This is a genomic window from Streptomyces reniochalinae, from assembly GCF_003323735.1.
Taxonomy (GTDB): domain Bacteria; phylum Actinomycetota; class Actinomycetes; order Streptomycetales; family Streptomycetaceae; genus Streptomyces; species Streptomyces reniochalinae.
Genome location: NZ_QOIM01000020.1, coordinates 170,950 through 185,025 on the forward strand (window position 1 = coordinate 170,950; position 14,076 = coordinate 185,025).

Below are 14,076 nucleotides of genomic sequence, written 5' to 3' on the forward strand. Positions count from 1 at the left end.
CCCTGCACCCTGTCTCGCCACCAACCCCGCTACGGAGTAGGGAGGTTGGTGCGGGTCTTGATGTTACTCACGTCGGCGCCCCCGGCCGGGTTCCGATGACCTGCCGGGGGCGCGAACATCAAGCCGGTGACTCGCAGGGCTGTGCCGGCCGTCCTGCGCCGTCGTCAGCCGCTGAGCGCTCCGCCCGCGCCGGGCGGCGGCTCCTCGACGAACGGATCCGGCTCCAGATGAATCACGCCGTAGTCGTAACCGTGCCGACGGTAGACGACGCTCGGCTGCTTGGTCTCGGAGTCGATGAACAGGTAGAAGTCGTGACCCACCAACTCCATCTCGTAGAGCGCTTGGTCAAGCGTCATGGGTGCCGCCGCGTGCGTCTTCTCCCGCACGATGAGCGGCCCTTCCCCCTGGACTTCCAGGGATCCCACCTTGGTGACCGCGGGCTGGCCGTCGGCCTGAGGGGGAGCGGCCACCGATCCGGCGGCCCCTTCGAGTTCTCCGTTGAGTTCCGACGCGAGGTGGGCGGTTGCCGCCGCCACACTCATCGGTGCGCGGCTTCCGCCACGGTGCACGCGGCGCTTGTCGGCCTGCTTGCGCATCCGGGCCTCCAGCTTGCTGGAAGCCAGGTCCAACGCCGCGTACGGGTCGGAGGCGGCTGCCTCCGCTCGGATGACCGGTCCACGGGTACGCAGGGTGATCTCCACCCTGTCGGAACGGTCGGCCTGCCGGGGGTTGTGCTCCTTGGCCACCTCGACCTCAAGGTTGATCACCTTGCCGTCGAGCTTCCTGACCTTTTCCAGCTTCTCGGCCACGTGCTTGCGGAACCGGTCGGGCACCTCTGTCTTACGGCCCTTGACGACGATGTCCACGCAGAACTCCGTTCCCGGACGGTCCGCGACCCTTGGTGCGGAGCGTCCTTGGTGCACTGACGCCGGAGGTCGGCCCTCTTGCCGATGGCTCTCCGGCTCGAGGTCGGCTTGCGGGTTTCACCTCCTTCTCCCCCGGAGGGAAGATCGCCACCCAATCCGAACGTACCTCCACCGGGGGAGGCTCGGCACCCCCTACTGGCACGTACCTCCGATCAGGCGAGTCATCCCTCGTATCACCTGCAACGACGATCTCAATCTGGTAGTTCCAGCAATTACTCATTCGCTTACCGTGCGCGACGTCTCGTGAGCGGTCACGCGTCCGCGCGCACGGCCAGAACCGCGGCCGAGTCCACTCCTCCCAAGGCTCTCGCCGCTTCCGCCAGCGAGGCGCCCGTCGTCATCACATCGTCCACCAGCACCACCCGCCCAGCACCCAGCAGCCGGGCACCGGCTGGCGCCGGCTCCAGTGCTCCCGCAAGATTCGCGGTCCGCTGCGCCGCCGTCAGCCCCGCCTGGTCGACGACCCTGCGTCGCTGCCGCAGCACAGGCAGCACCCGGACAGCCATGCCCTCCCTCCTGAGCGTCCGCGCGGCCTCCCGCGCCAGGCGCCGTACCGGGTCGTGCCCCCGCCCCGCGACGGCCCGGCGCGCCGAGGGCACCGGGACGAGCGCGACCGGCGACCCGCGCCCGGAGGACGGGCCGCCGTCCCGGGAGGGCGGCCCGCGCCGTCCACAGGCGGCGGGAGCGGGTTCGGCGAGCCCCACCGGGGCGGCCGGGGTGGCCTGCGGTGCGTGCGCGGCCAGGCGGACGGCGCGGGCCAGCACCGTCCCCAGGGGCGCGGCCAGCCCGAGGGCACCGCGCTCCTTGTGAGCGAGCAGCGCGGCCCGCACCCCGCCGGTGTACGTGAGCGCTCCGTACACCCGAGGCAGCCCGGACGGTACGCGCGAGGGCCACACCCGCCGCGGCACCGCGCCCTTCAGCACGCTGCTGCACTCTTCGCACAAACGGTCCCGCTCGCGCGGACGACCGCACCCGGCGCATCCCATGGGAAGCACCAGACCTGCGATTTCCCGCGGGAGGCTCTGCCATGACTCCCGCATGGCCTCCACTGTGGCAGCACGGGCACGGCGCCACCAGCCCTGTGGATAACTCCCCGAGCCGGCTTCGGATGGCCACCCCCCGTGCTCGAACAACCGAGGGAACGGCGGGCGCGTCGCAGCAGGTCACGCCGCCGGTTCGGGAAGCAGGTCAGGCCGAGTCCGGGCGAGTTGGTCCGGCCCGGTCAGGTCGTGCGGGCGGCGCTCATCCCGGGTAGGCCGGTGCGGATCCGGTCTCGGTGAGCATCTTCCAGGTCGCATCGGGCGGCAGCCGCACGATGCCGTCCTCGGAGTCGGCGAGCAGCGGCTTGCTCTCGTCCTCCGAAGCGGCCACACCGGTCACGTCGTTGATGCCGGGGAGCGCCGGCTGGTCCGAGATCGAGCCGTCCGTCTCCATGTACTGCACCTGCTGCACGCTGCCCGACTCGCGTCCCACCACCACGAGCCGGCTGCCGCCCGCCCAGGATGCCGCGGAGACGTCCTCCAGGTGCGGTGCGACAGGACGCAGTTGCTCGACGGTCAGCTTCGGGTCCTTGGCGGTCCCTTCGCGCACGACCCGCCCCAGTTGCAGCGAGGTGCGTCCGTCCTGCTCCTTTACCCGCAGCGCGATGCGCACTCCGTCCGAGGCGATCCGCAGCGACTCGATCCGCTCGTCGTCGGCCAGGTCCGGTACCCGCACCTCGTCCGGCTCGTCCTTGCCGCCGCGCAGCCGCAGCAGCCGCCGGTTGTCCGGGTCCCGGTCCGCGACCCACAGGTCGCCCAGTCCGTCCCAACTCGGCGCCGTCAGCCGGTCCTTCTCGTGCGCGGCCTTGCTGCTGAGCACCGGGTCGCCGAGCGCGGTGGAGGCGCTGCCGTCCAGCGAAGCGACGTACAGCGCGCGGCGGCCGCGCGAGACGGCCGCCGCCTCGCTCTCGATCCGGTTGACCGCGACGGCCCCCATCTCCACGTGGCCGCTGCCGAGCGGACCCGGCACGGGACGCGGCGACTCCTTGCGCTGGAAGGCGGCGACCCGGTGGTCCTCGTCGATGAAGTACGCCTTCTTCGCGCTGCCGTTGAGCCGCCCCGGCTGGTACGGGGCGACCTGCTCCCGCGTGCGGGTGCACAGCTCGCGATCGGCGGGGCCGGCCAGCTCCACCTTGCTGACCTTCGCGGATGCCTGATCCTGTACGGCGTAGAGAAGCTGTGCCGCCATGCGTCCGCACCGGGCCTCACCGGCGGTCGCGCCCCGTGCGTTCAGCCGCACTCTGAGCACCCCCGAGTCGTTCAGCGACAGGTGCTGGTCCGGCGCCAGGTGCGTACCGCTCGGGAAGGAGGAGGTGACGACCGGATCGAGCCAGCCGGACGGCCCCTGAAGCAGCGCGGAGACCGTTTCGGTGACCGGATTGATGCGGCGACGCAGATACACGGGATCAGCGACGAGCACATTCTGTCCGTCCGTGATCGAATCTCCGTCCGGGCCCAACTGCGCGTAGTAGTACGTGTTGACGGGGCGGTAGATGCGCTGGAAGTCGGACTCGCCCAGCAGGAGACCGTCCGGCATCTGGTCGATGCGCCACTGCTTGTCCACCTTCGTCAGATGGAAGACCTCGCTGTAGTCGCCCTTGGAGGGCGAATAGGCGTGCTTGCTGTCGACCTCCGCCATGCGCGTCCCGGAGATCTCGACGGAGTAACCGTCCCCGGCGATCGCTCTGCTGCGCGGCGCCTTGTGCGCGCTCGGACCGTTCGAGAGGACGGTCGTCGACGCGAACGGGTCCCAGGCATCGGCCATCCTGGGCGTCAGGTACTCCTCCGCGGTGGGAAAGGCCGCCTCGTCACTGGTGGTGGCCTCCAGGAAACCCCGCACGATCTGGGTCGGTGTCTCGCCCGGCTGCGGGCTGACGCTGTAGACCCTCACCTGGGAGTCCGCCTCGGCGCGCCTGGAGGAGTCGACCTGGTCGACACTTCCGTCGTCCGGCATGGACGCGCACCCGGCCAGCAGTACGGCGCACACCACCGGCATCAGCAGCGCACGCGTACGTCGCGCCAGGCCCCGTGAACGGCGCGGAGCGGGTGAGGCGGCGCCCACCCGCTGCGAACGGCGCTCGCCCCTCATCCGCGCTCCCCTCCAGGACGTGCCCCTCCGGCTCGCGCCTCGCCCGATCGTGTGTCGCCGGGCCGCGCCTCTCCCGCCTGCCGGCCGTTCGCAGCCTCTCCGCCCGCCGGCAGCGCCGCGAACGGCACGGGGGACGGCGCCGCTCCGGCGGCCGCCAGCTCCTTCCTGCGCCGGGAGTCCTCCGGCTCCAGCCGCAACGGGGATCCCCGCAACGGCTCCCCCGCGGTGCAGGGCACGACGAGCAGGAACTGCGATCCGTTCCCCTGCTCGCCCCACGCGCGCAGCCACCCGCCGTGCAGCCGCGCGTCCTCCAACGCGATGGACAGACCGAGACCCGTGCCCCCCGTGGTCCTGGCCCGGGCCGGGTCGGCCCGCCAGAAGCGGTTGAAGACGCGCTCGGCGTCGCCGTCCTTGAGGCCGACCCCGTAGTCGCGCACCGCCACCGCCACAGCGCCGCCCCCGGTCGCGAGCCGGACCACGACATCGCGCCCCTCGCCGTGCTCGACGGCGTTGCCCACGAGATTGCGCAGCACCCGCTCGATCCTGCGGCTGTCCACCTCCGCGATCACCGGCTGCTCGTCACCGCGCATGAGGATCCGACCGCCCTTCCGCTCGGCGAGCGGCTCGCACCCCTCCACGACCCGGTGGACGACGTCGCGCAGGTCGACCGGGCCCGGCTCCAGGTTGGCCGCACCGGCGTCGAACCTGCTGATCTCCAGCAGATCGCCCAGCAGCGACTCGAACCTGTCCAGTTGCCCGAGCAGCAGTTCGGCCGACCGGGCCGTCGCCGGGTCGAAGTCCTCACGCGCCTCATGGATGACGTCGGCCGCCATCCGCACCGTCGTCAGCGGGGTCCGCAACTCGTGCGAGACGTCCGAGACGAACCGGCGCTGCATCCGGGAAAGCTCCTCCAGCTGCTGGATCTTGTTCTGGAGGTTCTGCGCCATCTTGTTGAACGACTCGCCCAGACGTGCGATGTCGTCCTCGCCGGTGACCTTCATCCGCTCCTGGAGCCGCCCGGCCGCCAGCCGCTCGGAGATTCCCGCGGCCATCCGCACCGGCGTCACCACCTGCCGCACCACCAGCCACGCGATCGCGCCCAGCAGGACGACCACGAACACCCCCGCCGTGGCCAGCGTCCCCTTGACCAGGCTCAGCGACTCCTCCTCCTGGGTGAAGGGGAAGACGTAGTAGAGCTGGTAGGGATTGCCCCGCGCGTCGTTCAGGCGCTTGCCGACGATCAGCGCCGGATCGCTGGTGCGGTCCTGGTGGTAGACGCGGGCGTAGCGGCGGTGGGGTCCGGGCTCGTCGTCCAGGGCCTTGCGCAGATCAGCGGGGACGCTGTCCTCGGGGCGGATGTCGCCGGTGGAGCGCGGGCCCCTGGTCGTGGTCGCGCTGTTGCCCAGGAACGGCGACTCGTCGTTCTCGGAACCCAGCGCCACGACGGAGTAGACGCCCTGGCCGCCGCTCGCCAGCTGCTCGACCAGGTTGTTCAGCCACGTGCTCGAATTCTGGGTGCCCCGGCCGCCACGTACGCCGTTGTCGATCACGGTGCCACCGGGTCCGGCGCCCGCGCTGTCGGCCATGTGTTCGGCCGCGGCGAAGCCGCCGGATGCCTGGCTCTGTGCCGTCTTCTCCTTGGCCTCCAGCAGGCCGTTGCGCACCTGTCCGATGACGACAAGCCCCAGCAGGAGCACCACTCCGAGGGAGAGCAACAGGGTGGCCACCACCACCCGCAACTGGATGTTGCGTCGCCACAGCCGCATGACCGGCAGCAGCGGTCTGCGGATCCACCGCACGAAGAAGCGCACCATGGGGCGCGCGCCGGGACCCGTCGCGCCCTCTGGCAGCAGTCCGTCGGAGAACAGGACACCACTTCGCCACAAACGTCCGAATTTGGAAATATCGGACTCCCGCCCCGTGCTCCGTCCCCCACCGGTGCGAGGCGGAGCCGAGGATTTGCGGGTCATCTCAGCTGGGCCCGGCCTTGTATCCGACGCCGCGCACGGTCACCACGATCTCCGGCCGCTCCGGGTCCCTCTCGACCTTGGAACGCAGCCGCTGCACATGCACGTTCACCAGGCGGGTGTCCGCCGCGTGCCGGTAGCCCCACACCTGCTCCAGCAGCACCTCGCGCGTGAAGACCTGCCACGGCTTGCGCGCCAGCGCCACCAGAAGATCGAACTCGAGCGGGGTCAGGGCTATGGACCGCCCGTCACGCTTGACCGAATGCCCCGCCACGTCGATCACCAGATCGCCGATGGCCAGCTGCTCCGGCGCCGGCTCCTCGGACCGGCGCAGCCGGGCCCTGATCCGCGCCACCAGTTCCTTCGGCTTGAACGGCTTGACGATGTAGTCGTCCGCACCGGACTCCAGCCCGACCACCACGTCGACCGTGTCGGTCTTCGCGGTGAGCATGACCACCGGCACCCCGGACTCCGCCCGGATCAGCCGGCACACCTCGATACCGTCCCGCCCGGGCAGCATCAGATCGAGCAGCACCAGGTCCGGCTTGGTCTCCCGAAAGGCGGCAAGCGCCTTGTCACCATCCGCGACGAACGACGGTTCGAAGCCTTCTCCGCGCAGCACAATGCCGAGCATCTCTGCCAGTGCGGTGTCGTCGTCGACGACAAGGACGCGTCCCTTCATGACCTCATCATCCCATCAGCCGATCCCGACGCCTGCCTTCGTGACGCGGAACACAGCTCCCCGAGGCGCTCAGCCGTCACCGGAGAAGCCACCCCTTGGTCCGTCACCACAGCGGTGACCAGTTCGGACGGCGTCACATCGAACGCCGGATTGTGTGCCTGAGCCCCCACAGGAGCCAGAGCCCGCCCCTCCTCCCCCTCTGCCCCCGAAAGGCCACTCCTGCCCCACGGGCCCTCGGTCACCTCATGCGCGGCACGCTGCTCGACCTCGATGTCACACCCCGCAGCAGTAGCCGGATCGACCGTCGTCACCGGCGCCACCACCACGAACGGCACCCGGTGGTGCCTCGCCAGCACCGCCAGCGGATACGTCCCCACCTTGTTCGCCACCGAGCCGTCCGCGGCGATCCGGTCGGCCCCCACCAGCACCGCGTCCACCTCACCAGAGGCGAACAACGAACCGGCCGCACCATCCGTCAGCACGCTGTAGGCCATCCCTGCCTTCGCCGCCTCGTACGCCGTCAGCCGCGCCCCCTGCAGCAGCGGCCGCGTCTCCCCCACCCACAACCGCCGCAGCCCACCCGCCCGGTGCACCGCCTTGACGACGGCCAGCGCCGTACCCTCCCCGCCGGAGACCAGCCTCCCCGTGTTGCAGTGCGTCAGGATCCGCAGCCCGCCACCGGGCACCAGCTCCTCCAGCAGCGCACTCCCGTACTCGGCCAGCCGGGCGCTGCCCTCGGCATCCTCTTGATGAAGCGCCCGCGCCTGGGCCAACGCACGCGCGGCCGCGGCCCCCGCCCCCGAGCGCTCCGCCTCCCGGTAGGCCGCCTCCACAAGGCGGGCACCGTACGCGAGGTTCACCGCCGTCGGCCGGGCATTCGCCAGCTGCTCCGCCGCGCCCGCCACGTCGTCACCCCGCGCCGCGGCCAATGCGACCCCATAGCCGCCGGCGATCCCGAGCACCGGCGCACCCCGCACCGCCAACGACTGGATGGCATCCACCAGCGCCGGCACATCCGTGCACACCCACTCCGTCTCCTCACGTGGGAGCCGCCGCTGGTCGAGGAGCACCACAGCGGGCCCCTCCGGCAACTCCTCGTAACGGATCACGGGCACACCCTCTTCAGCCATCCGCCCAGTCTGCCCTCTCCCCGCAGGCCACTTGAAGGCCATGGGCCGCTCCCGCCTGGCCTCGGGCGCACCAGCCCGTGGCACGATGGTCAGCCAACCAGGCACGGGACTACCCACACGAGGTGACCTCACGTGAACGACTCCCCGGGCTGGGCTGCGCCCGGATCCTCCTCCTCGCCCGAACCCGAACCCGCCGACGCGGCCCACGCCGGGAACGACACCGAAGCGGAGGCCGAGAAGGGCACCCCGGGCGACGACACGGAGCACACCACCTCCCGAACCCCGCCGCAGTCCCCGCCGAACGAGCCCGCGGACCAGCGCCCTCCCAACTGGGCGCCCGAGCAGCCTCCAGCCGCCCCGCGCAGCTGGACCTGGGGCAGCCAGAGCGGAACACCCGCCGCGGGTCAGGGACCACAGACCGGGCCCTCCCGGGGCCACGGGTGGGGCTCCACACCCCCACCGCCCGGCGGCTCCGGTCCACGCCAGCCCGGCTGGCACTCCGGCTGGGCGCAACAGCCCCAGGCCCCCAAGCCCGGTGTCGTCCCCCTGCGCCCCCTCGGCGTGGGCGAAGTCCTCGACGGCTCGGTCAGCACCATGCGGGCACACTGGCGCACCGTCCTGGGCATCTCCCTCGCCGTCGCAGTCATCACCGAAGTGGTCGCCGCCCTGGTCATGGGCCTCTGGCTCAACGACACCAGCGAACTCGACGCCCTCGCCAACAACGACAACCCCAGCCTGGACGACCTGAACAGCGCCCTCAGCGGCGTGCTCAGCAGCCTCGCCGTCGTGGCCGTCGTCGGCATGCTGGGCAGCGTGATCGCCACCGCGATGCTGACCGTCGTCGTCAGCCGCGCGGTTCTCGGGCGCTCCGTCACCCTGGGCGAGGCCTGGCGCGACTCTCGTCCTCAACTCCTGCGCCTGCTCGGCCTGCTGGTCCTCATCCCCCTCCTGGTCTCCGCGGCCATGGTGATCTGCCTACTCCCGGGCCTTCTCGTCTCGTTCACCGGCGTCAGCAGCCTGGCGATCGTCCTCCTCTTCTTCGGTTTCCTCGGGGGAGTCGTCGCCGCCGTCTGGATGTGGGTGCGCTTCTGCCTCGCACCGCCGGCACTGATGCTGGAGAAGCAGGGACTGATCGCCGCGATGCGCCGCTCGGGCAAGCTCGTCAGCGGCAGTTGGTGGCGCGTCCTGGGCATTCAGCTGCTGGCATTCCTCCTGGTCACCGCCATCTCCTTCGTCATCTCGATCCCGACCACCGCACTCACCGGGCTCATCAGCGGAGGAGCGGCGCTCACCGACACCGCCGCCGCAACCGGCTGGACGGCGCTGATCATCAACGGAATCGGCTCCGTCGTGGCCTCGACCATCTCCCTCCCCCTCAACGCCGGCATCACCGCGCTCCTCTACCTCGACCAGCGCATCCGCCGCGAGGCACTCGACCTCGAACTGGCCCGCGCCGCAGGGGTCCCCGGCTACGAGTCCGGCGACACCCAGCCGCCCGCACCAGGAAGCTGAGGTCATGCCGGGGGGTATCACAAGCGGCCCGTCACTCCACACAGCCGCGCTCCGCCATCCGGTGGGCGCGGCCGTGCACGGCGAACACGACGTCCCGGTCACCACCCCCCGGCTGCCCGCCCGGGAGGACGCCGAGCGTGAACTATCCAGGCCCGAGTACCACCAGCACGACCCCCCTCTCTACCAACGCGCCCTCGACTGGCTGTGGCACCGCCTCACCGACCTGCTGAACACCGCCGCAGAAGCAACCCCGGGTGGCTGGGTCGGTCTGCTCGCCGTCTGCCTCCTCATCGCCCTGCTTCTCATCTCTCTCCGCCTACGCCTGGGCAGACTCCGCCCCGCGCCGACCACCGACCCCGGCGCCCTCTTCACCGACCACCCCCGCACCGCAGCAGAACACCGGGCAGCCGCCGAGAGCCACGCCCACGCCGGCAACTGGAACGCCGCCGTCCAAGAGTGCATGCGCGGCATCGTCCGCTCCCTAGAAGAGCGCGCCCTGCTCGACCCCCGCCCCGGCCGCACCGCCGACGAGGCCGCAGCCGAAGCGGGCCGGGCACTGCCACACCACGCCACACGACTCGGCGCAGCCGCCCACACCTTCGACGAAGTGACCTACGCCGACCGTCCGGCCGACCGCACCTCCTACGAGGACCTGCGCGACCTGGACGCCGCGCTCCTCCGCACGCCCCCTCCCCCGAACCCTCCGGCCGCCTCCTCCACACCGAGCCCCCAGGGGAACACCCTGTGACGGCCCCAGCCCCTACCTCGACCTCTCCGACAGCCCGCCACGTGTGGCGCCGGGCCCGCGGACTGCTTCTGGCCGCCGCCATCATCGCGGTGACCGCTGTCGTTCTTGCCGCCCTGCGCTCCGGCGACGAGAACGGCGCTCTCGACCCCCGCTCACCAGCCCCCTACGGAAGCAAGGCTGTCTCCCGCCTCCTGTCCGAGCACGGCGTGCGGACGAAGGTCCTCACCAACCCCGCGCAGCTGCGCACCTCGGTAGGCCCCGACACCACTGTGATCGTGCCGTTCCCCGACTCCCTCGATGACGACCGGCGCACCACTCTTCGAACAGCCACGCGCGGAAGCGGCCGCACCGTTCTTGTCGCCCCGAACCCCCAAACCACCGCTGCCCTCACCCGCGGCATCCGCACCGCCGATCCGGCCCAGGTACGCACGACAGCCCCGGCCTGCAAACTCCCCGCCGCTCACCGTGCCGGTGACGCCGACCTCGGTGGCTTCCGCTACAGCACCGCCGCGCAAGACGCCGACTCCTGCTACCTCCGCGACGGCAAAGCCACCCTCCTGCGCGTGCCCCACTCCGCTCCCGCAGGCTCCGGCGCGGCCGGAGACACGGTACTCCTGGGGTCACCCGACCCCCTCTACAACAAGCACCTGGACGAACACGGCAACGCCTCCCTCAGCCTGCAACTCCTCGGATCTCACTCCCAGCTTCTGTGGTATCTCCCCGAAGCGACCGACGCCGGCCCCGCCCCGAACGAGGAGCGCAGCTTCCTCGACCTCCTTCCCAGTGGCTGGTCGTGGGCAGCACTCCAGCTCGCCGTCGCTGCCGCCTTCGCCGCCCTCTGGAGGGCGCGGCGACTCGGACCGCTCGTCACCGAGCGACTCCCCGCACAGGTGCCGGCGGCCGAGGCCACCGAAGGCAGAGCGCGCCTCTACCGCCGCGCCAACGCCCGCCACCACGCGGCGGATACTCTCCGCGCTGCCACCCGAACCCGACTCGCTCCGCGGATCGGAGTGCCCCTCGCAGAGGCCCACCGCTCCGAAAGCATGATCCCGGCCTTGGCCGACCAGGCAGCCGGCGCCTCGGACGCGAGAGGCACCCACACCGAGCCCGCTGCCCTTCGCTCCCTCCTCTTCGGTCCCCCTCCCCGAGACGACGCCGCGCTGGTCGCCCTCGTCGACGATCTCGATCGCCTGGAGAGGCGATTTCTCGGCCACAACCCCCCCGGCACACCACCGACAGACAAGGACGTCCGCTCGTGAGCGCCCCCTCCGCAGACAGCGCCCGCACCGCCCTCGAGGCACTCCGCCAGGAAATCTCCAAGGCCGTCGTGGGCCAGGACGCGGCGGTCACCGGCCTCGTCGTCGCGCTACTGTGCCGAGGCCACGTGCTCCTGGAAGGCGTGCCAGGTGTCGCCAAGACACTGCTCGTCCGCACCCTGGCAAGCGCTCTCGAACTCGGAACCAAGCGCGTCCAGTTCACCCCTGACCTGATGCCCAGCGACGTCACCGGTTCGATGGTCTACGACGCGCGGGCCGCCGAGTTCTCCTTCCAGCCCGGGCCGGTCTTCACCAGCCTCCTTCTCGCCGACGAGATCAACCGCACCCCGCCCAAGACCCAGGCCGCCCTCCTGGAGGCCATGGAAGAACAGCAGGTCACCATCGACGGCACACCCCGCGCCCTGCCGGAACCGTTTCTCGTCGCAGCCACACAGAACCCCGTCGAATACGAAGGCACCTACCCTCTTCCCGAAGCGCAGCTGGACCGCTTCTTGTTGAAGCTGCACGTTCCTCTGCCCTCACGGGAAGCCGAGATCGACGTTCTGACACGGCACGCCTCGGGTTTCGACCCGAAGGACTTGCCTGCCGTGGGCGTACGCCCTGTGGCCGGACCCGCCGAGATCGAGGCAGCCCGCGCGGCTGTGGCCACCGTCTCCCTGGCTCCCGCAATCACCGGTTACATCGTCGATATCTGCCGTGCCACTCGCGATTCCCCCTCACTCGCGCTCGGAGTCTCACCCCGAGGCGCCACCGCCTTGCTTTCCACCGCCCGCGCTTGGGCCTGGCTCACCGGCCGGGACTACGTCATCCCCGACGACGTCAAAGCCTTCGCACCACCCACGCTCCGACACCGCGTCCAGCTCCGGCCCGAGGCCGAGATGGAAGGCATCACCGCGGACAGCGTGATCACTTCGATCCTTTCCCACGTCCCGGTCCCCCGCTGAGAGAGTCGGCTGCCCTCCTATGGCCCTCACCGGACGAACAGCACTCATCGCCGCCCTCGGAGCGCTCTTCGTAGGACTCGTACAGCCCAGTTGGACCGGTCTGCTCGCCGTCGAACTTCCCCTACTGCTTGCCATCGTCGCCGACCTCGCCTGGGCAGCACCAGTGAATCGACTGGTGTTCACCCGAAGCGGTGACACCTCAGTTCGACTAGGCGAACGCATGTCCGTCTCTCTTGTTGTCAGTAACCCCAGCCGTCGCACCCTGCACGCCCACCTCCGCGACGCTTGGCCGCCAAGTTGCCACGCGGGGGATTCATCGCCCGAGGCCGAGCGACATCACCTGCGCGTCCCCTCCCAAGAGCGCCGACGTCTCACAACGAGCCTGCGCCCCACCCGGCGAGGCGATCGAGAGGCCGAGCGCGTCACCGTGCGCTCGTACGGCCCGCTCGGCCTTGCCGCCCGCCAAGGACACCACAACGTCCCTTGGACGATTCGCGTGCTGCCGGCCTTCAACAGCCGCAAACACCTCCCGGCCAAGCTGGCCCGCCTCCGCGAGCTCGACGGCCGGACAAGCGTTCTGACACGCGGCGAGGGAACCGAGTTCGACAGCCTCCGCGACTACGTCCCCGGAGACGACACCCGCTCCATCGACTGGCGCGCCACCGCCCGCCAGTCGACCGTGGCGGTACGAACGTGGCGGCCCGAACGCGACCGCAGAGTACTGATGGTCCTCGACACGGGCCGGACCTCCGCGGGACGGCTCGGTGACCTGCCTCGGCTCGACATCTCCATGGATGCCGCGCTCCTCCTGGCCGCGTTGGCCTCCCGGGCCGGCGACAGGGTCGATCTCCTCGCACACGATCGAGCGACCAGATCGCGGATCGCCGGACGTTCCGGGCCCCACGTTCTCCCCGCGCTCGTCGACGGAATGGCCCGGCTGGAACCGGCGCTCATCGAAACGGACCTTCGCGGTCTCGCATCAGCCGCCCTGCGGATGGCACCACAACGGTCGCTTCTGGTCCTCTTCACCGGCCTCGACCGGGCCCCGGTCGAGGAAGGACTCCTACCGGTCCTACCGCTCCTGACTCAGAGGCACACCGTTGTCCTCGCGACGGTCGCAGATCCCCGAATCCAGGAAATGGCAAGCGCACGCGGCACCCTCGACGCCGTCTACGAGGCGGCGGCCGCAGCGCAAGCACAGGAAGAACGCCGTGAAACCGCAGCGCGACTACGCCGGTACGGGATTACTGTCGTGGACGCCCCACCTGCTCAGCTCGCTCCCGCGCTGGCCGACACGTACCTCGCGCTCAAAGCAGCGGGGCGGCTGTAGAAGGTCGAAGATGGGCAGGAGGAACTGTTGTCGAGTGAGCGGGACTTGGCGGGTGCACCGGCAGTTGGCAGCTTCTGTGTGGCAGGTGCTCTGGGAGAGCCGGCACGGGCACTGTCACGTCGCAGGAGACCACCACGATGTCATTCGCAGGGAACCACCACAGTGCCGTGCTCCGGCCTGACGACCGGGTCCAGGCCCGCCCAGTTGTTCAGCACCCCGAGATACGGCAAATACAGCACTCTGAAAGCCCGTTGAACAAGGCCCCGTAAACACGAAAAAGCCCCGTTGGCGTGTGCCAACGGGGCTTTCCTCACATGGAGTTCGGCGGCGTCCTACTCTCCCACACGCTCCCGCATGCAGTACCATCGGCGCTGAAAGGCTTAGCTTCCGGGTTCGGAATGTAACCGGGCGTTTCCCTCACGCTATGACCA

General features: G+C 70.5%; 11 protein-coding genes and 1 rRNA gene. 5 read left to right on the top strand and 7 right to left on the bottom strand.

All coding sequences use genetic code 11. The annotated features are described in order from the left end of the window. Positions 1-164: 164 nt before the first annotated feature. The 6 genes from hpf to mtnA form a co-directional block, all read right to left on the bottom strand. The gene (gene hpf / locus DQ392_RS02745) at positions 165-866 is read right to left on the bottom strand and encodes a ribosome hibernation-promoting factor, HPF/YfiA family (protein ID WP_114013828.1); all 702 of its coding nucleotides are present in this window, start codon (positions 864-866) and stop codon (positions 165-167) included. 311 nt (positions 867-1,177) lie between these two features. Continuing rightward, the gene (locus DQ392_RS02750) at positions 1,178-1,786 is read right to left on the bottom strand and encodes a ComF family protein (protein ID WP_245981105.1); all 609 of its coding nucleotides are present in this window, start codon (positions 1,784-1,786) and stop codon (positions 1,178-1,180) included. Positions 1,787-2,168: 382 nt separating this feature from the next. Continuing rightward, positions 2,169-4,055, bottom strand: coding sequence for an LpqB family beta-propeller domain-containing protein (locus DQ392_RS02755; RefSeq protein ID WP_245981107.1), 1,887 nt, complete (start codon positions 4,053-4,055; stop codon positions 2,169-2,171). Beyond that, positions 4,052-6,025 carry an MtrAB system histidine kinase MtrB gene (gene mtrB, locus DQ392_RS02760; protein ID WP_281272944.1) on the bottom strand — a complete coding sequence of 658 codons (1,974 nt, stop codon included), beginning with the start codon at positions 6,023-6,025 and terminating at the stop codon, positions 4,052-4,054. Before mtrB ends, DQ392_RS02755 begins: the two co-directional genes overlap by 4 nt. Position 6,026: 1 nt before the next feature. Continuing rightward, positions 6,027-6,704: a two-component system response regulator MtrA gene (gene mtrA / locus DQ392_RS02765; RefSeq protein WP_114013830.1), complete on the bottom strand. Its 678-nt coding sequence runs from the start codon at positions 6,702-6,704 to the stop codon at positions 6,027-6,029. Beyond that, complete coding sequence (mtnA, locus tag DQ392_RS02770; protein ID WP_245981109.1) at positions 6,701-7,834, bottom strand: S-methyl-5-thioribose-1-phosphate isomerase; 1,134 nt, start codon at positions 7,832-7,834, stop codon at positions 6,701-6,703. Before mtnA ends, mtrA begins: the two co-directional genes overlap by 4 nt. Positions 7,835-7,966: 132 nt before the next feature. Here mtnA and DQ392_RS02775 point away from each other — a divergent pair, with 132 nt between their 5' ends. Genes DQ392_RS02775 through DQ392_RS02795 form a run of 5 tightly spaced genes read left to right on the top strand, consistent with a single transcriptional unit; the run spans position 7,967 to position 13,645 of the window. After that, positions 7,967-9,346, top strand: a complete 1,380-nt coding sequence (locus tag DQ392_RS02775) for a hypothetical protein (RefSeq protein ID WP_114013832.1) — start codon at positions 7,967-7,969, stop codon at positions 9,344-9,346. Between the two features lie 4 nt (positions 9,347-9,350). Continuing rightward, positions 9,351-10,094 (top strand): DUF4129 domain-containing protein, encoded by a 744-nt coding sequence (locus tag DQ392_RS02780; protein ID WP_114013833.1) that lies wholly within the window; start codon positions 9,351-9,353, stop codon positions 10,092-10,094. Continuing rightward, positions 10,091-11,353 (top strand): DUF4350 domain-containing protein, encoded by a 1,263-nt coding sequence (locus DQ392_RS02785; RefSeq protein ID WP_114013834.1) that lies wholly within the window; start codon positions 10,091-10,093, stop codon positions 11,351-11,353. The genes DQ392_RS02780 and DQ392_RS02785 overlap by 4 nt, the downstream gene beginning before the upstream one ends. After that, entirely contained in the window at positions 11,350-12,315 is a 966-nt protein-coding gene (locus DQ392_RS02790; protein WP_181856240.1) for an AAA family ATPase, read from the top strand. The genes DQ392_RS02785 and DQ392_RS02790 overlap by 4 nt, the downstream gene beginning before the upstream one ends. Before the next feature lie 19 nt (positions 12,316-12,334). After that, entirely contained in the window at positions 12,335-13,645 is a 1,311-nt protein-coding gene (locus tag DQ392_RS02795; protein WP_114013835.1) for a DUF58 domain-containing protein, read from the top strand. A gap of 319 nt (positions 13,646-13,964) precedes the next feature. Here the strand turns inward: DQ392_RS02795 and rrf are convergent. Then, positions 13,965-14,076: ribosomal RNA gene (gene rrf, locus DQ392_RS02800) — 5S ribosomal RNA — on the bottom strand; the annotation flags it as partial.

What these genes read in the sequence shown, in the direction of transcription:
- DQ392_RS02795 (WP_114013835.1), top strand. Translation starts at nt 12,335, where the DNA reads ATGGCCCTCACCGGACGAACAGCACTCATCGCCGCCCTCGGAGCGCTC.
- mtnA (WP_245981109.1), bottom strand. Translation starts at nt 7,834, where the DNA reads ATGGCTGAAGAGGGTGTGCCCGTGATCCGTTACGAGGAGTTGCCGGAG.
- mtrB (WP_281272944.1), bottom strand. Translation starts at nt 6,025, where the DNA reads ATGACCCGCAAATCCTCGGCTCCGCCTCGCACCGGTGGGGGACGGAGC.
- DQ392_RS02780 (WP_114013833.1), top strand. Translation starts at nt 9,351, where the DNA reads ATGCCGGGGGGTATCACAAGCGGCCCGTCACTCCACACAGCCGCGCTC.
- mtrA (WP_114013830.1), bottom strand. Translation starts at nt 6,704, where the DNA reads ATGAAGGGACGCGTCCTTGTCGTCGACGACGACACCGCACTGGCAGAG.
- DQ392_RS02755 (WP_245981107.1), bottom strand. Translation starts at nt 4,055, where the DNA reads ATGAGGGGCGAGCGCCGTTCGCAGCGGGTGGGCGCCGCCTCACCCGCT.